17 protein-coding genes are annotated in these 19,314 nt (G+C 53.0%); 11 read left to right on the top strand and 6 right to left on the bottom strand.

Annotation, left to right across the window (positions count from 1 at the left end; all coding sequences use genetic code 11):
• The 3 genes from cyoA to AC2T6E_RS18520 form a co-directional block, all read right to left on the bottom strand.
• Positions 1–948, bottom strand: a complete 948-nt coding sequence (cyoA, locus tag AC2T6E_RS18510; protein WP_089600911.1) for a cytochrome o ubiquinol oxidase subunit II — start codon at positions 946–948, stop codon at positions 1–3.
• A 477-nt stretch (positions 949–1,425) separates the two neighbouring features.
• Entirely contained in the window at positions 1,426–2,901 is a 1,476-nt protein-coding gene (gene ampG / locus AC2T6E_RS18515) for a muropeptide MFS transporter AmpG (protein WP_182403114.1), read from the bottom strand.
• Between the two features lie 47 nt (positions 2,902–2,948).
• Positions 2,949–3,527, bottom strand: a complete 579-nt coding sequence (locus AC2T6E_RS18520) for a lipoprotein (RefSeq protein WP_010428101.1) — start codon at positions 3,525–3,527, stop codon at positions 2,949–2,951.
• 305 nt (positions 3,528–3,832) lie between these two features.
• Here AC2T6E_RS18520 and bolA point away from each other — a divergent pair, with 305 nt between their 5' ends.
• The 9 genes from bolA (at position 3,833) to AC2T6E_RS18565 (ending at position 14,196) form a co-directional block, all read left to right on the top strand.
• On the top strand, positions 3,833–4,150 hold the full coding sequence (bolA, locus tag AC2T6E_RS18525) for a transcriptional regulator BolA (protein ID WP_010428102.1): 318 nt from the start codon (positions 3,833–3,835) through the stop codon (positions 4,148–4,150).
• Positions 4,151–4,480: 330 nt separating this feature from the next.
• Positions 4,481–5,779 (top strand): trigger factor, encoded by a 1,299-nt coding sequence (gene tig / locus AC2T6E_RS18530; RefSeq protein ID WP_486692808.1) that lies wholly within the window; start codon positions 4,481–4,483, stop codon positions 5,777–5,779.
• Positions 5,780–6,038: 259 nt separating this feature from the next.
• A complete protein-coding gene (gene clpP / locus AC2T6E_RS18535) occupies positions 6,039–6,662 on the top strand; it encodes an ATP-dependent Clp endopeptidase proteolytic subunit ClpP (RefSeq protein ID WP_010428105.1) in 624 nt (207 codons plus the stop codon).
• A gap of 126 nt (positions 6,663–6,788) precedes the next feature.
• Positions 6,789–8,063, top strand: a complete 1,275-nt coding sequence (clpX, locus tag AC2T6E_RS18540) for an ATP-dependent protease ATP-binding subunit ClpX (protein WP_010428107.1) — start codon at positions 6,789–6,791, stop codon at positions 8,061–8,063.
• 183 nt (positions 8,064–8,246) lie between these two features.
• The gene (lon, locus tag AC2T6E_RS18545) at positions 8,247–10,601 is read left to right on the top strand and encodes an endopeptidase La (RefSeq protein ID WP_148400305.1); all 2,355 of its coding nucleotides are present in this window, start codon (positions 8,247–8,249) and stop codon (positions 10,599–10,601) included.
• A 211-nt stretch (positions 10,602–10,812) separates the two neighbouring features.
• Entirely contained in the window at positions 10,813–11,085 is a 273-nt protein-coding gene (hupB, locus tag AC2T6E_RS18550) for a nucleoid-associated protein HU-beta (protein ID WP_010428111.1), read from the top strand.
• Positions 11,086–11,297: 212 nt separating this feature from the next.
• Positions 11,298–13,169: a peptidylprolyl isomerase gene (gene ppiD, locus AC2T6E_RS18555; protein WP_126816828.1), complete on the top strand. Its 1,872-nt coding sequence runs from the start codon at positions 11,298–11,300 to the stop codon at positions 13,167–13,169.
• Between the two features lie 148 nt (positions 13,170–13,317).
• Positions 13,318–13,698 carry a helix-hairpin-helix domain-containing protein gene (locus AC2T6E_RS18560; protein ID WP_278435634.1) on the top strand — a complete coding sequence of 127 codons (381 nt, stop codon included), beginning with the start codon at positions 13,318–13,320 and terminating at the stop codon, positions 13,696–13,698.
• A gap of 99 nt (positions 13,699–13,797) precedes the next feature.
• On the top strand, positions 13,798–14,196 hold the full coding sequence (locus AC2T6E_RS18565) for a YbgC/FadM family acyl-CoA thioesterase (protein WP_089599335.1): 399 nt from the start codon (positions 13,798–13,800) through the stop codon (positions 14,194–14,196).
• Positions 14,197–14,257: 61 nt separating this feature from the next.
• On the opposite strand, the gene queC is transcribed toward AC2T6E_RS18565, so the two are convergent.
• On the bottom strand, positions 14,258–14,953 hold the full coding sequence (queC, locus tag AC2T6E_RS18570) for a 7-cyano-7-deazaguanine synthase QueC (RefSeq protein ID WP_278435633.1): 696 nt from the start codon (positions 14,951–14,953) through the stop codon (positions 14,258–14,260).
• Positions 14,954–15,019: 66 nt separating this feature from the next.
• Positions 15,020–16,720 carry an SgrR family transcriptional regulator gene (locus tag AC2T6E_RS18575; protein WP_278435632.1) on the bottom strand — a complete coding sequence of 567 codons (1,701 nt, stop codon included), beginning with the start codon at positions 16,718–16,720 and terminating at the stop codon, positions 15,020–15,022.
• Positions 16,721–16,822: 102 nt separating this feature from the next.
• Between AC2T6E_RS18575 and cof the strand changes: the two genes are divergently transcribed.
• Entirely contained in the window at positions 16,823–17,641 is an 819-nt protein-coding gene (gene cof / locus AC2T6E_RS18580; RefSeq protein ID WP_010428126.1) for an HMP-PP phosphatase, read from the top strand.
• 40 nt (positions 17,642–17,681) lie between these two features.
• Here cof and AC2T6E_RS18585 read toward each other — a convergent pair whose 3' ends face one another.
• Positions 17,682–18,728 (bottom strand): PLP-dependent cysteine synthase family protein, encoded by a 1,047-nt coding sequence (locus AC2T6E_RS18585; protein ID WP_278435631.1) that lies wholly within the window; start codon positions 18,726–18,728, stop codon positions 17,682–17,684.
• A gap of 115 nt (positions 18,729–18,843) precedes the next feature.
• On the opposite strand from AC2T6E_RS18585, the gene AC2T6E_RS18590 reads away from it, so the two are divergent.
• On the top strand, positions 18,844–19,302 hold the full coding sequence (locus AC2T6E_RS18590; protein ID WP_010428130.1) for an Lrp/AsnC family transcriptional regulator: 459 nt from the start codon (positions 18,844–18,846) through the stop codon (positions 19,300–19,302).
• Positions 19,303–19,314 lie beyond the last annotated feature (12 nt).

A 19,314-nucleotide genomic window follows, 5' to 3' on the forward strand; every position in this document is an offset into this window, starting at 1 on the left:
TTAGTGAGCGGTTTCCGCGTGGCTCATGTCCATGCCTTCCATACCTTCGTGCGCGCTGTGCTCGCCTTCAGGCTGGGTCATGTCCATGCTCTTGCCGTGATCCATAAATTTGCCAATGACGTCTTTAAACAAATCTGGTTTCACGTTAGAGAAGTACTCCACCTTGTTGTATTCGCTAGGCGTAGCCACTTTTTCGAACGCCGCCATGTCAGACATGGTGTTAGTAGACTGCTTCGCTTTTTCAACCCACTGGTCGAAAGCGGCACGGTCTGGCGTTGCGATAGCTTTGAACTTCATACCTGAGAAGCCCGGGCCGCTATAGCTGGCGGAGATACCATCATAGGTGCCTGCTTCATTCGCGATCAGGTGCAGGTTAGTCTGCATACCGGCCATCGCGTAAATCTGGCTACCCAGACGCGGGATGAAGAAGGAGTTCATTACGGAGTTGGAGGTCACTTTGAACTGAACCGGAGTGTTCGCCGGGAAGGCGATTTCATTCACGGTAGCAATGCCCTGCTCTGGATAGATGAAGAACCATTTCCAGTCCATGGAGACCACTTCAATGGTAATAGGTTTCTCATCGTGAACCAGCGGTTTGCTTGGCTCAAGTGCGTGAGTGGTTTTCCAGGTCAGAACGGCAAGGAACAGGATGATCAGAATAGGTACCGTCCAGACCACAGCTTCCACTTTATTGGAGTGTGACCAGTTAGGGCTATACTTCGCATCTTTATTGCTCGCACGATACTTCCACGCGAAACCAACTGCCATCAAAATGGCTGGAATAACCACAATCATCATCAGGCCAAATGCCGTCAGAATCAGTGAACGTTGTTCCAGTCCAATCTGTCCTTTGGGGTCTAGTAGTGCAGAATCGCAGCCACTGAGTAATACAGTGCCCGCGAATAATGACAACCATCCCAAACTTTTATTGTATTTCCCGAGTCTCATTTAACGACCTCAATTCCACGGAGTCTGGTGGCGTTTAAAGTGTGGGGGCATTTTACGGGAAGGTTACATTACTGTAAACATCATTAGGCCTGTGTCAGGAAGGTGTTACTGGGTTCTGCCGCACATGTCACAAGTGTTGCAAATTATGTCGCTTTTTAAGACATAAGCCGCATGGCGCGGGCTTTATAACGAAAGGACCCCCAAGCATACCCTAAAAGGGGCAATTGGTATAACCATTGTTAAAAATACACAAAAAATTAACAATTAATTATCAATAAAAAGACAACTAAAAAACGAAAATTCAATGTTTCAAATGCTGAATCGTTTAATGAGAAAATAGAGTTTGGAATTGACTCCAATAATTTCCAGAAGCTATCCCGCACAAAACAACAAATATTTTTTTCGCGATTGTCGGTTATTCCACCGTTATAATTTCACTTCGTGATTACAACGGGAAATAACCTTTCGTTTTTTTCTTCAGCTCATCTGCGTTTTGCGCAATGCCAGAAAATCGAGAAGTCCCCCGATCAGGATCCCGGCGATGGCGAGCAGGGCACCCACGTCGAGCAGGAGCGTTTCAAGCGGGAGCGTCAGAGAGGTGGTTGCATTAATGATGAGTACGACAAGCCACAATCCCAGCGCAAGGCACCCCACCGTTAACAACCGTAAGGCAAAACGGTAGGCGCGGTGATATTCGGTACGCGGCATAAAGTGTTCAGTTCGCTGGGTATATTCCAGCGTCTGACGACACACCAGCAGCAATAAAATCCCCGGCACGGCGGCAACTACTGAGAAGAGATAAAATGTCGGCCAGCCGTGGGCTTCAACGAACCAGCCTGCAATGGGGCCGACGTAAACGCGACCCACAGCGGAAAGTGCTGAAAGCAGGGCAAACTGCGTGGCCGAAAATGATTTGTTGCACAGGGTCATCAGCAGGGCGACAAAGGCTGCCGTTCCCATTCCGCCGCAGAGGTTTTCAAAGAACACGGCTGCCGCCATGCTGATCGTATGCTTATCGGAAATCGACAGCAGCCAGTAGCCCGCGTTCGACGCCCCTTGCAGGATGCCGAAGATCAGCAGGGCGCGGAACAGCGTCAGCCGCTGCATCAACACGCCGCCGTACAAGGCGCCGACGATAGTTGCAAACAGTCCCAGCGTTTTATTCACCACGCCAACTTCCCCGGCATCAAAACCGACGCCGCGTATGAGGAAGGTCGTGGTCAGACTCATGGCAAAGGCATCGCCGAGCTTATACAGGACAATCAGCAGCAAAATCAGCCAGGCATTATTGCGGCCAAAGAAATCACGCAATGGTTCAGCGACGGCCTGCTCCAGTGAACGTGGAACCGGGATCACATCGCTCGGTTCAGGCGCGAACAGGGTGGCAATAATGCAGGGGATCAGCAGTGCGGCCATCAGCCAGTACATGCCCTGCCAGCCGAGATAGCGGTCAGCAAGCCACAGTGCGAGTCCACCGGAAACCAGCATGCCCAGTCGATAGCCCAGCACGCTGATGGCGGCACCCGCACCACGCTCTTCCGCAGGCAACACGTCCGTTTTCCAGGCATCGAACACGATATCCTGCGACGCGGAACAGAAGGCAATCACCACCGCAAGCGCCGCCATCCAGCGCAATTGCGTGGAAGGTTCGAGGAAGCCCATAGCGGCAATGGCCAGCAGTAACAGCACCTGCGTCATGACCAGCCAACCGCGACGCCGCCCGAGGAACGGCGGCGTATAACGGTCCATCACCGGAGACCAGAGGAACTTAAAGACGTAAGCCTGGCCGACGAGCGAGAAGAAGCCGATGGTTTTGAGATCGATATTCTCGACGGTCATCCACGCCTGTAAGGTGCCGGAAGTGAGCGCGAGGGGTAAACCGGAGGCGAAACCGAGGATCAGCAGAATGGCTGATTTCGGTTGCTGGAAAATGCGTAAGTAGTGACTGGACATGTTTTTATTGAAACTGACCCGGCTAAGCACCGGGTCAGTGCGCAGAATTAACGAGCGTTCTGCTTGATGAAGTCATGAATGCTGGTGTCCTGCGCCATATCGGCGATGGTATCAGTCAGCACGCTGTTTACCGCGTTAGCAATGTTCTGGTTGGATGCCTGGAACGCACCTTCAACAGAGTAGCTGGCGCGGTAATTTTTGGTCATCTTGTTGCCGTTTTTCGCGGTAGCAATGATGGCGATATCCGCTTTGGTCGCGATGTTGTAGCGCACGTTACCCTGGGAGACGTCAGCGTACAGGTTGTTCACGATGATTTGCAGATCAACCGCGCCGCTTGGCCCAATCATATAACCGCGAGAGGTCATCTGCTTCTCGAGCACTTCCTGCAGCAGGAAGCGCAGGTCGCGGGAGGCGGTCAGCGTAACCTGCTGGTTATCGCGGGTCACTTTTGCCAGCGCCTGGTCCTGACGCTGATCGGCACCGTTAATGCTCACGGTCACACCCATCAGGCTTGGATCCTGCTGAGGCAGGGTAATTTTTGGTGACACATCAATAGTCGTTGGCGGGGTTGCGCAGCCTGCCAGCATAAAAAGTGCTACCAACGGAAAGAAGAGTTTTTTTAACATTTTCAGGTTCTCAACGAATCGTAAGCATATAAAGAGAAAAATTGTCGCCATCATAACATCGCTAACGGCGAGGGGAAGTGGTCAACGCATGTAAATTCATCGCCTTGTCCGAAAACTGACCAGTTCACCGTTTTTCTCAATCCGTGTGTGACAAAACGTATGAGTCTCACAGTGAACTTCATTCGTTTGAATGAGAAAATCAGACGAAAGCTAAATATTTGTTGTCAAGGTGTAATGGAAACGGTAAAAGCGGCTAACATTTAAAGGGATGGGTGACATCCTGGCGTTGTCGGAGGAGTAATTTCATGATGATACGTGAGCAGATAGAAGATAAATTAAGGGCAGCGTTCAACCCTGTGTTTCTCGAGGTTGTCGACGAAAGCTATCGTCATAACGTACCGGCGGGTTCTGAAAGCCACTTTAAAGTGGTTCTGGTTAGCGATCGTTTCCTGGGAGAGCGTTTCCTGAACCGACATCGCTTGATCTACAGTACCCTGACGGAAGAACTCTCCACAACCGTACATGCGCTGGCGCTGCACACCTACACCATTAAGGAATGGGAAGGCTTGCAGGATACGGTATTTGCATCACCGCCTTGTCGCGGCGCAGGCACCATAGCCTGATAAATCGGATTTGCAACGGTTGGAGCTTTTCCAGTATGTTGCTTGCAGATTTCCTCAAAACGGCCTCCGGGCCGTTTTGTTTTGTCTGAGTTTTGAGCGGATGGTGCGATTTTAAGGCTAAAAATAGCCTTAAAGTGTGAAAAAAGCCGCAGCAACATGCCCCAACCGTTCTCGACTCACCTAAGTGATGCCGCTATAATGCCGCGTCTTATTGAATGTCTTCGGGATGATTCTGGCGACAGGGAATGTGAATCTGCACTAAGAGAGCATCCCGGTAAAACAGACAGATTCAGAGTTGACCGAGCACTGTGATTTTTTTGAGGTAACAAGATGCAAGTTTCAGTTGAAACCACTCAAGGCCTTGGCCGCCGTGTAACGATTACTATCGCTGCTGACAGCATCGAAACTGCTGTGAAAAGCGAGCTGGTCAACGTAGCAAAAAAAGTACGTATTGACGGCTTCCGCAAGGGCAAAGTACCAATGAATGTTGTTGCTCAGCGTTATGGCGCTTCCGTGCGTCAGGATGTGCTGGGTGAACTGATGAGCCGCAACTTTATTGATGCGATCATCAAAGAAAAAATCAATCCGGCCGGCGCGCCAAACTACGTTCCAGGCGAATACAAACTGGGCGAAGACTTCACCTACTCCGTAGAGTTCGAAGTGTACCCAGAAGTTGAGCTGAAAGGTCTGGAGTCTATCGAAGTTGAGAAACCTGTTGTTTCCGTGACTGACGAAGACGTTGACGGCATGCTGGACACCCTGCGCAAGCAGCAGGCGAACTGGACAGAGAAAGAAGGCGCTGTTGACGCTGAAGACCGCGTTACCATCGACTTCACCGGTTCTGTAGACGGCGAAGAGTTCGAAGGCGGCAAAGCGTCTGACTTCGTACTGGCAATGGGCCAGGGTCGTATGATCCCAGGCTTTGAAGACGGTATCAAAGGCCACAAGGCTGGCGAAGAGTTCACTATCGACGTGACCTTCCCGGAAGAATACCACGCTGAAAACCTGAAAGGTAAAGCAGCGAAGTTCGTCATCAACCTGAAGAAAGTGGAAGAGCGCGAACTGCCAGAACTGACTGAAGAATTCATCAAGCGTTTCGGCGTGGAAGATGGTTCTGTTGCTGGTCTGCGTACCGAAGTGCGTAAGAACATGGAGCGCGAGCTGAACGGCGCTGTGCGTAACCGTGTGAAATCTCAGGCGATTGACGGTCTGGTGAAAGCGAACGACATCGACGTTCCTGCTGCCCTGATTGACAGCGAAATCGACGTACTGCGCCGTCAGGCTGCACAGCGTTTCGGTGGCAACCAGCAGCAAGCGATGGAACTGCCACGCGAGTTGTTCGAAGAGCAAGCGAAACGCCGCGTTGTTGTTGGCCTGCTGCTGGGCGAAGTGATTCGTACCCACGAGCTGAAAGCTGACGAAGAGCGTGTGAAAGGCCTGATCGAAGAGATGGCTTCTGCATACGAAGATCCATCAGAAGTGATCGAGTTCTACGGTAAGAACAAAGAGCTGATGGACAACATGCGCAACGTCGCACTGGAAGAGCAGGCTGTTGAAGCGGTACTGGCGAAAGCTAAAGTGTCCGAAAAAGCGACCTCTTTCAACGAACTGATGAACCAGCAGGCGTAATTTCGCCCCAACGGTTTAAAGTTTGAACAAAAACCCGTTGCCTTTTGGCGACGGGTTTTTTTTATCACACCAATAGCCCAGGAAGAGTGCTAAAACGCCCTTTCAGTGTTAGCGTAACAACAAAAGGTTGTTATGCTTGAAATAGGGCAATGTGAACCCCATAAGTATGGAATCACGATGAATGAGACTGGCTGATAATCCGTCCATAAGGTTACAATCAGTACAGCAGGTGTTTTCAATTTAGATCCAGGAGACGGAAATGTCATACAGTGGCGAACGAGATAACTTTGCACCCCATATGGCTCTGGTGCCAATGGTTATTGAACAGACCTCACGTGGTGAGCGTTCTTTTGATATCTATTCCCGTCTGCTCAAGGAACGCGTTATCTTTCTGACCGGCCAGGTTGAAGACCACATGGCTAACCTGATCGTGGCGCAGATGCTGTTTCTGGAAGCGGAAAACCCAGAAAAAGACATTTACCTGTACATTAACTCCCCTGGTGGCGTGATTACCGCAGGTATGTCCATTTATGACACCATGCAATTCATCAAGCCTGATGTAAGCACTATCTGTATGGGTCAGGCTGCATCTATGGGCGCATTCCTGTTAACTGCAGGGGCGAAGGGTAAGCGTTTCTGCCTGCCTAATTCCCGCGTGATGATTCACCAGCCACTGGGTGGTTACCAGGGCCAGGCGACGGATATCGAAATCCACGCCCGAGAAATTCTGAAAGTTAAAGCGCGCATGAATGAACTTATGGCGCAGCATACGGGTCAACCACTCGAGCAGATCGAGCGCGATACCGAGCGCGATCGCTTCCTCTCTGCTCCAGAGGCAGTTGAGTACGGCTTAGTCGACTCCGTGTTAACCCATCGTAATTGATGCCCGCGACGCGAGTGTGCCGCTATACTAAAGTAGGGCGGCACGCTGCTTTAAGCAGCTTGCGTCTGAGATTGGCATTTGCGTCGTCATGTGCGGCACAAAGAACTTAAAAAGAGGTTTGGACTCATGACAGATAAACGCAAAGATGGTTCGGGCAAATTGCTGTACTGCTCTTTTTGCGGCAAAAGCCAGCATGAAGTGCGTAAACTGATTGCCGGGCCGTCCGTGTATATCTGCGATGAATGTGTCGATTTATGTAACGACATCATTCGCGAAGAGATTAAAGAAGTTGCGCCACACCGTGAGCGTAGCGCGTTGCCAACGCCGCATGAAATTCGTCATCACCTTGACGACTACGTCATCGGCCAGGAGCAGGCCAAGAAAGTGCTGGCAGTGGCGGTATACAACCACTACAAACGTCTGCGTAACGGCGATACCAGTAACGGTGTGGAACTGGGCAAAAGTAACATTCTGCTGATTGGCCCAACCGGCTCCGGTAAAACGCTGCTGGCCGAAACGCTGGCGCGTCTGCTGGATGTTCCGTTTACCATGGCTGATGCCACCACCCTGACCGAAGCCGGTTATGTGGGTGAAGACGTTGAAAACATCATCCAGAAACTGCTGCAGAAGTGCGACTACGACGTACAGAAAGCGCAGCGCGGGATTGTCTACATCGATGAGATTGACAAGATCTCCCGTAAGTCTGACAACCCGTCCATCACCCGTGACGTATCGGGCGAAGGCGTGCAGCAGGCGCTGTTGAAATTGATCGAAGGTACGGTTGCCGCCGTTCCACCGCAGGGCGGTCGTAAACATCCGCAGCAGGAGTTCCTGCAGGTTGATACCTCCAAAATCCTGTTTATCTGCGGCGGTGCGTTTGCAGGCCTTGATAAAGTGATCTCTCACCGTGTTGAAACTGGCTCCGGCATTGGTTTTGGCGCGACGGTGAAATCCACCTCCGAAAAACCAAACGAAGGTGAGCTGCTGTCACAGGTTGAGCCGGAAGATCTGATCAAATTTGGTCTTATCCCTGAGTTCATTGGTCGTCTGCCGGTTGTGGCAACGCTGAATGAACTGAGCGAAGACGCGCTGATCCAGATCCTGAAAGAGCCGAAAAACGCGCTGACCAAGCAGTATCAGGCGCTGTTCAATCTGGAAGGCGTTGAGCTGGAATTCCGTGACGAAGCGTTGGACGCGATCGCCAAGAAAGCAATGGTCCGTAAAACCGGCGCGCGTGGCCTGCGTTCTATCGTTGAAGCAGCACTGCTCGACACCATGTACGACCTACCGTCCATGGAAGATGTCGAAAAAGTGGTTATCGACGAGTCCGTTATCGGCGGGCAGACCAAGCCGCTGCTGATTTACGGCAAACCGGAAGCTCAGCAGGCATCTGGCGAATAATTCACCAAATCATACAAGCAGTTATTCAAAAAGGGGGGATTTTATCTCCCCTTTACTTTTTCCGTATTCATGGCGTTGAATGTGTGGGAAACATCCCCATATACTGGTTACATGTTAATGGTTGTGTGAAGCACAGTGACATAACCAGTTTACCTGGCGGACACTAAACTAAGAGAGAGCTCTATGAATCCTGAGCGTTCTGAACGCATTGAAATCCCCGTATTGCCGTTGCGCGATGTGGTGGTTTATCCGCACATGGTCATACCCTTATTTGTAGGGCGGGAAAAATCTATCCGTTGCCTCGAAGCCGCCATGGATCATGATAAAAAAATCATGCTGGTGGCGCAGAAAGAAGCATCAACGGATGAGCCGGGTGTAAACGATCTTTTCACCGTCGGGACCGTGGCCTCTATTTTGCAGATGCTGAAGCTGCCTGACGGCACCGTGAAGGTGCTGGTAGAAGGCCTGCAGCGTGCGCGTATTACCACTTTGTCAGACGATGGCGAACACTTCTCTGCCAAGGCAGAGTACCTTGATTCGCCTGAGCTTGATGAGCGCGAGCAGGAAGTGCTGGTGCGCACCGCGATTAGCCAGTTTGAAGGCTATATCAAGCTGAACAAGAAAATCCCACCAGAAGTGCTAACGTCGCTGAACAGCATCGACGATCCTGCGCGTCTGGCGGACACCATCGCTGCCCATATGCCGCTGAAGCTGGCTGACAAACAGTCCGTGCTGGAAATGTCCGACGTTAACGAACGTCTGGAATACCTGATGGCGATGATGGAATCTGAAATCGATCTGCTGCAGGTTGAGAAGCGTATTCGCAACCGCGTGAAAAAGCAGATGGAGAAATCTCAGCGTGAGTACTATCTGAATGAGCAAATGAAGGCCATTCAGAAAGAGCTGGGCGAGATGGACGACGCGCCGGACGAAAACGAAGCGCTGAAGCGTAAGATCGACGCGGCGAAGATGCCGAAAGAGGCGAAAGAGAAAGCGGAAGCCGAGCTGCAGAAGCTGAAAATGATGTCTCCAATGTCGGCTGAAGCGACCGTCGTGCGCGGCTACATTGAGTGGATGGTACAGGTTCCGTGGAACGCCCGCAGCAAGGTCAAAAAAGATCTGCGTCAGGCGCAGGAGATCCTGGATACCGACCACTACGGCCTGGAGCGCGTGAAAGACCGCATTCTTGAGTACCTCGCGGTACAAAGCCGTGTGAACAAAATCAAAGGCCCAATCCTGTGTCTGGTAGGGCCGCCAGGGGTAGGTAAAACCTCTCTGGGTCAGTCCATCGCCAAAGCGACCGGACGTAAGTATATCCGCATGGCGCTGGGTGGCGTACGCGATGAAGCGGAAATCCGCGGTCACCGCCGTACCTACATCGGTTCAATGCCGGGTAAACTGATCCAGAAGATGGCGAAAGTGGGCGTTAAAAACCCGCTGTTCCTGCTCGATGAGATCGACAAAATGTCGTCAGACATGCGTGGCGATCCGGCGTCTGCGCTGCTGGAAGTGCTTGATCCAGAACAGAACGTGGCGTTCAGCGATCACTACCTGGAAGTGGACTACGATCTGAGCGATGTGATGTTCGTGGCGACGTCCAACTCCATGAACATTCCGGCCCCGCTGCTGGACCGTATGGAAGTGATCCGTCTCTCCGGCTATACCGAAGACGAAAAGCTGAACATTGCGAAACAGCACCTGTTGCCGAAGCAGATTGAGCGTAACGCGCTGAAAGCGAACGAGCTGACCGTTGAGGACAGCGCGATTGTTGGCATCATCCGCTACTACACCCGTGAAGCGGGCGTGCGTAGCCTTGAGCGTGAAATTTCTAAACTGTGCCGTAAGGCGGTGAAACAGCTGCTGCTGGATAAGAGCCTGAAACACATCTCGATTAACGGCGACAATCTGCACGCCTACCTGGGCGTACAGCGCTTTGATTACGGTCGCGCAGACAATGAAAACCGCGTTGGTCAGGTGACTGGTCTGGCATGGACGGAAGTGGGTGGCGATCTGCTGACCATCGAAACCGCCTGCGTGCCGGGCAAAGGCAAGCTGACCTACACCGGCTCGCTGGGTGAAGTGATGCAGGAGTCTATTCAGGCGGCATTGACCGTGGTGCGCGCGCGCGCGGAAAAACTGGGCATTAACGCGGATTTCTACGAAAAACGCGACATTCACGTTCACGTTCCGGAAGGGGCGACGCCGAAAGATGGCCCAAGTGCGGGTATTGCTATGTGTACCGCACTGGTTTCTTGTCTGACAGGCAACCCGGTGCGTGCCGACGTGGCGATGACCGGTGAAATTACCCTGCGTGGTCAGGTACTGCCAATCGGTGGATTGAAAGAAAAACTGCTGGCGGCACATCGTGGTGGGATCAAAACCGTATTGATTCCTTACGAAAATAAACGCGATCTGGAAGAGATTCCGGACAACGTGATTGCCGATCTGCAGATCCATCCGGTGAAACGCATTGAGGAAGTTCTTAGTCTCGCACTGCAGAATGAACCCTCCGGAATGCAGGTTGTAACCGCAAAATAGTGACCTCGCGCAAAGAGCGTCAATAAAAACAAGGCTGGTAAGTCATTTCGCACTTGCCAGCCTTTTTTTGTATAGCTAATTTAGATTGCTGATTGGGTTAGCCATCAACAACGGGTGTTGTAAGGTCATGGCAGGCCTGATATAACTGCTGCGCGGTCGCGCTGTGAAGGATTCAGGTGCGATATAAATTATAAAAGAGAGGAAGAGAACAGTGAATAAATCTCAACTGATTGACAAAATTGCTGCTGGTGCTGATATTTCTAAAGCTGCAGCTGGACGTGCGTTAGATGCATTAATTGCTTCTGTTACTGAATCTCTGCAGTCTGGGGACGACGTTGCGCTGGTAGGCTTCGGTACTTTTGCTGTTAAAGAGCGTGCTGCCCGTACTGGCCGCAACCCTCAAACCGGTAAAGAGATCACCATTGCTGCCGCTAAAGTGCCGGGTTTCCGTGCAGGTAAAGCGCTGAAAGACGCAGTAAACTGATTGCTTTCCCGCTTCAGGGAAGCCGAAAAGTACAAGGGCGCATCATTTGATGTGCCTTTTTTGTTTGTCCAGACCTGATTTGTGCGAGTTTATGCGAGTTGTGGGCTGACAATCGCCCCGTTTTCTTGTCACAATACGCCTTTACGCGCGACGGTAAGGATTTCCCGTCAGCGTCAGGTAACCAGTCACCTACAGCGGAGTGTTGTTACACCATGATGGACAGCTTACGCACGGCTGCTAACAGTCTCGTGCTCAAGATTATTTTCGGTATCATTATCGTGTCGTTCATTTTGACCGGCGTGAGCAGTTACCTTATCGGCGGTGGCGCGAACTATGCCGCAAAAGTGAACGGCCAGGAGATCAGCCGTGGGCAGTTCGAGAACGCTTTCGCCGGTGAACGTAACCGTATGCAGCAACAGCTGGGCGATCAATTCTCTGAACTGGCAGCGAACGAAGGCTATATGAAAACCTTGCGTCAGCAGACGCTTAATCGCCTTATCGATGAAGCATTGCTGGACCAGTATGCAAAGGGACTGGGTCTGGGCATTAGCGATGAGCAGGTCAAAAAAGCCATCTTCTCAACCCCGGCATTCCAGTCTAACGGCAAATTCGACAACGCCCGTTACAACAGCATCGTAAACCAGATGGGCATGACTGCCGATCAGTACGCGCAGGCGCTGCGTAACCAGTTGACCACTCAGCAGCTCATCAATGCCGTTGTAGGCACCGATTTCATGCTCAAAGGTGAAACCGACGAACTGGCTGCGCTGGTGGCTCAGCAGCGTGTCGTGCGTGAAGCGACAATCGATGTGAATGCGCTGGCGGCAAAGCAGCAAGTGAGTGACGCAGAAGTTAACGCTTACTACGAGCAGAACAAGAACACTTTCGTTGCGCCTGAGCAGTTCCGCGTGAGCTACATCAAACTGGATGCGGCTGCGCTGCAGGAAACCGCGTCTGACGCGGAAATCCAGTCTTACTACGACCAGCATCAGGATCAGTTCACTCAGCCGCAGCGTAACCGCTACAGTGTGATTCAGACGAAGACCGAGGCAGATGCCAAAGCCGTGCTGGAGGAGCTGAACAAAGGCGCTGATTTCGCGACCGTCGCGAAAGCAAAATCCACCGACATTATCTCTGCGAAAAACGGCGGTGATATGGGCTGGCTGGAAGATGCGACCACGCCGGACGAGCTGAAAAATGCCGGTCTGAAAGAGAAAGGCCAGCTGTCAGGCGTCGTTAAGTCTTCCGTTGGTTTCCTGGTCGTGCGTCTGGACGACATCACCGCGGCAAAGACCAAGCCGCTGGCTGACGTTCGCGATGATATCGCGGCGAAAGTGAAACAGGAAAAAGCGCTGGATGCTTATTACGCACTGCAGCAGAAAGTGAGCGATGCGGCGAGCAACGACAATGAATCTCTGGCGGGTGCAGAGCAGGCGGCGGGTGTCAAAGCGGTTGAAACAGGCTGGTTTGGACGCGACAATCTGCCGGAAGAGCTGAACTTCAAGCCGGTTTCTGACGCCATCTTCAACGGTGGTCTGGTGGGCGAGAACGGCACGCCGGGCAGCAACTCTGACATCATTACCGTTGACGGTGACCGTGCATTCGTTCTGCGTGTCAGTGAGCACAAAGCGGAAGCCGTTAAGCCGCTGGCGGAAGTGAAAGATCAGGTTGTTGCGCAGGTTAAGCACAACAAAGCTGAGCAGCAGGCAAAACTGGATGCTGAGAAGATCCTGGTTGACCTGAAAGCAGGTAAAGAGGACGCGCTGAAAGCCGCTGGCCTGAGCTTCGGTGAGGCGAAAACGCTGAGCCGTACCGGTCAGGACCCAATCAGCCAGGCCGCGTTTGGTCTGACGCTGCCTGCGAAGGATAAACCAAGCTTTGGCACCACAACCGATATGCAGGGTAACGTCGTTCTGCTGGCGCTGGATGAAGTGAAAGCGGGCACGCTGCCAGAAGCACAGAAGAAAGCGATGGTTCAGGGGATTACCCAGAACAATGCCCAGATTGCCTTCGAAGCCATGATGAGCAACCTGCGTAAAGAAGCAAAAATCAAGCTGGGTGATGTGATGACTCAGCAGCAGTAATTACGAGTCTGCTCGCAGATTTTCGTAACGCTCTGCAAAAACTAAAGGCCGCTTTCGCGGCCTTTTCCATTTCTGCAATCTGCTGTTTGTGCCCGTTTTACCCGGCGGCTATCGTGGCGTGGCTGTCAACAAACAAGGAGATAACAGCATGAAACGTGGAATCAAAGCACTGTTAATTACGCTGGCTATTGCCACCACCGGGATGAGTGCGGGTGCGCTGGCGGTGACGCCCGCCGCTAAACCACAGACTACGCAGAGCAAGTCTGACGCGGCAGCGCCGGTGCAGGGGCAAACCAAAGCGACTGACGTCGGTAAAAATACCGATAATGACGGTACGCGGGTCAGCATCAATTCGGCCTCTGCGGAAGATCTCGCCCGCATCATGAATGGCGTCGGCCTGAAAAAAGCGCAGGCTATCGTCAGCTACCGCGAAGAATATGGTCCTTTCAAAACGGTCGACGATCTCAAACAGGTACCGGGAATGGGGAGCGCACTGGTTGAGCGCAACCTCTCACACCTGACGTTGTAATTACGCAATTTCTTGCACTGCGGCCAAATTTTGCCAGGATAAAGAGGTCATACCAGTTATGACCTCTCATCCTACAATAACAGTAAAGGCTATTGCGCTATGCAGACAAAAATCAAAGTACGCGGTTTCCATCTCGACGTTTACCAGCACGTGAACAACGCCCGCTATCTTGAGTTTCTTGAAGAGGCGCGCTGGGACGGGTTGGAAAACAGCGAAAGCTTTCAGTGGCTGACCGCGCACAACATCGCGTTCGTGGTCGTCAATATCAACATCAACTACCGCCGTCCGGCTGTGCTGGGGGATGTGCTGACCGTCACCAGTCAGGTTCAGCAACTAAACGGTAAAAGCGGGGTGTTGAGCCAGGTGGTGACGCTGGATCCTGAAGGGCAGATAGTGGCTGATGCGCTGATCACCTTTGTCTGTATCGATCTGAAAACGCAGAAAGCGCTGCCGCTGGAAGGGGAGTTGCGAGAAAAGCTGGAGCTGATGATCGTGTAAGACATGTTAAGGCGTACTCGTGCTGTCGACACCCGTTTTGCGACAGCACGAGGAATTAACCCTATTTAAGCCCGGTTTTTTTCTGCATCGCGGTCATCACGCCGACTTTATCGGCAAGATAATGGTTCAGCCCATTCGCACGCAGATTACAGGCCGCGCACTGGCCACAACCGTCGCCTTTGATGCCGTTATAGCAGGTGAGCGTCTCGCTGCGAACCAGGTCCAGCTTGCCCCAGTAGTCGGCCAGCGCCCAGGTTTCGGCCTTATCCAGCCACATCAGCGGAGTTTCAAAGCGCGTCTCTTTTGCCATGCCAAGATTGACGGCGTGGTTGAGCGCTTTCACGAACTCATCACGACAGTCCGGGTAGCCGGAGAAATCGGTCTCGCACACGCCCGTGATCACCGCTTCGGCTTGCACCTGATAGGCGTAGATTGCGGTCAGCGTCAGGAACAGAATATTGCGGCCCGGCACAAAGGTATTCGGAATACCGCTGGCATCGGGTTCGTAGTCAGGTACCGGGATACTGTCCCGGGTGAGGCTACTGATGGCCAGTTCATTCAACAGCGTAACGTCCAGCACCTTGTGCGCGCGTGCGCCCAGTTTCAAAACCAGTTCACGGGCCACGTCGATTTCAGCGCGGTGGCGCTGACCATAATCGAAAGTCACGCAGTGAACTTCATCGTACTGATGAAGAGCCTGAACCAGGCAGGTAGTGGAATCTTGTCCTCCGCTGAATACGACGACGGCACGTTTCATAAATCATCTCGACAGTTACGGTAAAAACAGTATGTTAACGCCTGACTTCAGCGCCGACCAGCTTCTTCACGATTTGGGGGCAGGAAGCCAGGCTTCGGTGAAATCAAACCAGCCACGGGTATTAAGCCGAATACCGTTAACGCCCGGTGGGGCGCTGATTTGATACTGGTAGTTAAATAGCGGTGTAATCACCGCATTTTCCATAAGCTGGCTAAAAATGGCCTTCAGGCCAGCATGCCGTGCCAGTTCGTCGGCCTGGGTCTGAACCGCATCCAGCGTGGCTTGTAGATGAGCAAACTGTGGCGCGCTTAACAGGTGCGGCCAAAGCGCATCACAGCGGAGCCACTGCTCAAGCGTATACTCTGGCGCTTCCCCAATCAGCCTGTCACCCATCATGATATCCGCCTCTGCCAGTCGCTGGCATCCGTCCCATGTTTTGGCATCGTGAAAAATGACCCTAAGCTCACAGCCTTGTTGGGCAAGGTACTGTTTCAGCTGGTTTGCCATGGTGTGGAGTTCAACCGGCAGATGATAAAGCAGCGTCAATGTTTCAGGCAGACGAACATCCGTTAAATCAGGCCACTGCGGTATATCCCAGCCGGGCAGGAGTTCTTCCGTTGGCGTGATTAAACCCTCATTCAACGGCAGCGTGTGCAGCAGCGTCGAGAGATGGATGATATTGATCAGCCGTTGTGCCTGCATTTTGTTCAGGTGTGGGCTGTGCTTCAGCGTGAGATAACAAAACCCCAGGCTGGTACTGCTGCTCACCAGTCGCAGGTTTTCCAGTTCATCAAGCTCGCCAATGGCAATTTGTACCGGATGACGACAGCTGGTGCCAAGCCCGTAGTCAAACAGCGTCGGCGTGATCCAGTATTCAATTGCTTTCAGCAGCGGGTGGCTAAGATGGTACTGCTCGTGGCTTTCCAGACGAACCAATTCAGGATCGAACACGCTCAGTTTGAAAGGACCGCTGCCCGTCATGGGCTGGTCGGGATGGGCGAGGCGACTGCAGTATGTCGCCAGGCGGTGCGCAAGCCAGTGATCCGGCTGATGGAGGGTAAATGTCAGACACTGCGGGTGGGGGACGTCAATGCGTAATACGCTCTGAAACAGCTTACGCAGGGCTGGCAGCGCCAGCAGCGCCGTCAGGCTTCGCTGAAGCTGTGCCGTCTCGATTTTATCGCCGTTATGCCAGTGCAGGGTGGAACGGATGTAAAAGTGCCACCGCAGGCCGTCCGCCGAGACCTCCCAGTGGTGCGCCAGATCACCCGTCGGTTCGCTGCCGCTGCCGTGAAAGCGCGTCAGCCCGGAGAAAACATGCCCGGCCAGATGTTGCTCCGCCCGACCGGGCAAAAATCCGGGATGAAGGGGATCCAGCGAGCGGTAGTAGGGGATACGCAGCGTCGGCGAATCGTTTTGCCAGTGGCCGCCCAGAAATGGATGCAGCAATGCACGTAAAACCTCAGGCGCAAGCTGTGCCAGTTCGAGGGCGTTATGTTGCTGCCCGCTTTTCAGCGCCTCTTCCATCATCACATTGCGCAGCGATTCCGGGGTGACGTGAAACGTCAGCTCACCCCGCTTTCCGCGACCAGACTGCGCTCGCCAGCTGAGCCACCCTGCCTCCTGAGCCTGACGCAGCAGCGTTCGGACATGCCGCTCGCTACAAAAACAGCGGGCAGCCAACTCGCTGATAGTGACCTGTTGCGTTGCACCCTCGGAAGGTTGCCACAGCCGCTGATACTGATTAAGACGATTAAGCTGGCGCATAAGAAACCCGGAACAATAATTATCATCTATTCACTATTACTTCCGTATATCTCACACGATACTGATACACAAGTTAATCGCATCACATTTTCAGGAGTAATCATGGCCCGGCTCGCTGCATTTGATATGGACGGCACGCTGTTAATGCCGGATCACCGTCTGGGGGAGAAAACCCTGAGTACCCTGAAGCGCCTGCGCGAGCGTGATGTCACCCTGACGTTTGCCACCGGTCGTCATGTGCTGGAAATGCGCCATTTGCTGGGCGCGTTTTCCCTCGACGCCTTTCTGATCACCGGCAACGGGACGCGAATTCACTCCGTGGAAGGCGATGTGCTGCACCGACAGGATCTTAACCCGGAAGTGGCGGACATCGTGCTGCACAGCACCTGGGATACGCAGGCCAGCATCCACGTTTTTAACGATGGGGGCTGGTTTACCGGCAGCGAAATCCCGGAATTATTGCACGCGCATGTTTACAGCGGCTTTAAATACCAGCTGATCGATCTGCGTCGGATCCCCGCCCATGCGGTCACCAAGATCTGCTTTTGCGGCGATCATGACGATCTCTGTCGCTTACGGATTCAGCTGAATGAGGCGCTGGGCGACCGGGCGCATCTGACCTTCTCGGCGGTGGATTGTCTGGAAGTGCTGCCGGTGGGCTGTAACAAAGGTTCAGCCCTGGCGGTTCTGAGCGACCACCTGGGCTTAACGATGCAGGATTGTATGGCGTTTGGCGATGCCATGAACGACCGCGAGATGCTGGGCAGCGTCGGTCGCGGTCTGATTATGGGGAACGCGATGGCGCAGTTAAAAGCGGAACTTCCCCATCTGCCGGTTATCGGACACTGCGGCAATGAAGCAGTGTCCCATTTTTTGACGCATTGGCTGGACAATAACAACCTCCCGTATTCCCCCGAATAGTGAGACCCTTCCAGCAAGCCAGACTTCGGTCTGGCTTTTTTTATTTCACAAGCTGTGCAATCTGCGCTTTCCACGGGGCGATATCGCCGATGTTGGCCTGCACCCATTCCGCGTTGTAGTAGGTCTCAAGATAACGCTCGCCGCTGTCGCACAGCAGCGTGACGATGGAACCGGTGCGGCCCTCTTCGCGCATACGTGCGGCAAGCTGCAGTGCGCCCCACATATTGGTGCCCGTCGACGCGCCCACTTTGCGCCCCAGCTGCGTTTCTAGCCAGTGTGCGGTGGCCACGCTGGCGGCATCCGGCACGCGCATCATCTCATCCACAACGTCGGGGATGAAAGAGGGCTCCACGCGCGGGCGGCCGATGCCTTCAATTTTGCTCCCTATCGGGCTGCGCAGACCGGCATCGCGGTTTTGCCAGAAGTCGAGGAACACGGAGTTCTGGGGGTCAACCACCATCAGCTGGGTATCGTAGCCCTGACAGCGGATGTAGCGGCCGATAGTGGCAGACGTGCCGCCCGTACCGGCGCTCATTACAATGTACGACGGAACCGGGTGCGGCTCGTGGGTCATCTGGCGGAAAATACTGTCGGCAATGTTGTTATTGCCGCGCCAGTCGGTGGCGCGCTCGGCGAAGGTGAACTGGTCCATATAGTGGCCGTTCAGCTCGCGCGCCAGCATTTCAGAGGCGGCGTAGATTTCGCAGGCGCTTTCCACAAAGTGGCAGCGTCCGCCGTAAAATTCGATCTGTTCGATTTTGCGTCTGGCAGTGCAGGACGGCATGACAGCGATAAACGGCAGGCCCAGCAGGCGGGCAAAATAGGCTTCAGACACCGCCGTTGAACCGGATGAGGATTCAATGATAGTGGTGCCTTCTTTAATCCAGCCGTTACATAAACCGTATAAGAACAGGGAACGTGCCAGACGATGCTTCAGGCTACCGGTAGGATGAGTGCTTTCGTCTTTCAGATAGAGCTGAATGCCGTCAAATCCCGGCAGGGAAAGGCGAATCAGGTGCGTATCCGCCGAGCGCTGATAGTCGGCATTGATTTCGCTGATCGCATGTTTAACCCAGGTGCTATTCATCGTAGTTATCCGTTTGTCATTTTGTGCCTAGCATAGCGAAAAGCACAGAAAAAATTGTTGCTATCTGGCCTTTAAAATAGAATGTAGGGAGAAAAATTTTCTCTGCGAGGTGGGTATGCTAGATAAAATTGACCGCAAGCTGCTTTCATTGTTGCAAACGGACTGCACCCTCTCTTTGCAGGCGTTAGCAGATGCCGTTAATCTGACCACCACACCGTGCTGGAAACGCCTCAAGAAGCTGGAAGATGACGGCGTGCTGCTGGGCCGTGTGGCGTTATTAGATCCCGAAAAACTGGGGCTTGGACTGACGGCCTTTGTCCTGATAAAAACGCAGCACCACAGCAGCGAATGGTATTGCCGCTTTGTCACTCAGGTTTCTGAGATGCCCGAGGTGCTCGGCTTCTGGCGTATGGCGGGAGAATACGATTACCTGATGCGCGTCCAGGTGGCCGACATGAAGCGCTATGATGATTTCTACAAGCGGCTGGTCAACAGCGTACCGGGCTTGTCGGATGTCACCTCAAGTTTCGCGATGGAACAGATAAAATACACCACAGCATTACCCATTGAATAACTTCGAAAAATA

Source organism: Enterobacter sp. B79-1, from assembly GCF_057444735.1.

Coding starts and splice junctions, on each gene's coding strand:
- AC2T6E_RS18520 (WP_010428101.1), bottom strand. CDS start 3,527: ATGTTAAAAAAACTCTTCTTTCCGTTGGTAGCACTTTTTATGCTGGCA.
- clpP (WP_010428105.1), top strand. CDS start 6,039: ATGTCATACAGTGGCGAACGAGATAACTTTGCACCCCATATGGCTCTG.
- AC2T6E_RS18560 (WP_278435634.1), top strand. CDS start 13,318: ATGAAACGTGGAATCAAAGCACTGTTAATTACGCTGGCTATTGCCACC.
- tig (WP_486692808.1), top strand. CDS start 4,481: ATGCAAGTTTCAGTTGAAACCACTCAAGGCCTTGGCCGCCGTGTAACG.
- AC2T6E_RS18585 (WP_278435631.1), bottom strand. CDS start 18,728: ATGAATAGCACCTGGGTTAAACATGCGATCAGCGAAATCAATGCCGAC.
- cyoA (WP_089600911.1), bottom strand. CDS start 948: ATGAGACTCGGGAAATACAATAAAAGTTTGGGATGGTTGTCATTATTC.
- AC2T6E_RS18575 (WP_278435632.1), bottom strand. CDS start 16,720: ATGCGCCAGCTTAATCGTCTTAATCAGTATCAGCGGCTGTGGCAACCT.
- ppiD (WP_126816828.1), top strand. CDS start 11,298: ATGATGGACAGCTTACGCACGGCTGCTAACAGTCTCGTGCTCAAGATT.
- clpX (WP_010428107.1), top strand. CDS start 6,789: ATGACAGATAAACGCAAAGATGGTTCGGGCAAATTGCTGTACTGCTCT.
- ampG (WP_182403114.1), bottom strand. CDS start 2,901: ATGTCCAGTCACTACTTACGCATTTTCCAGCAACCGAAATCAGCCATT.
- AC2T6E_RS18590 (WP_010428130.1), top strand. CDS start 18,844: ATGCTAGATAAAATTGACCGCAAGCTGCTTTCATTGTTGCAAACGGAC.
- lon (WP_148400305.1), top strand. CDS start 8,247: ATGAATCCTGAGCGTTCTGAACGCATTGAAATCCCCGTATTGCCGTTG.
- cof (WP_010428126.1), top strand. CDS start 16,823: ATGGCCCGGCTCGCTGCATTTGATATGGACGGCACGCTGTTAATGCCG.
- queC (WP_278435633.1), bottom strand. CDS start 14,953: ATGAAACGTGCCGTCGTCGTATTCAGCGGAGGACAAGATTCCACTACC.
- bolA (WP_010428102.1), top strand. CDS start 3,833: ATGATGATACGTGAGCAGATAGAAGATAAATTAAGGGCAGCGTTCAAC.
- AC2T6E_RS18565 (WP_089599335.1), top strand. CDS start 13,798: ATGCAGACAAAAATCAAAGTACGCGGTTTCCATCTCGACGTTTACCAG.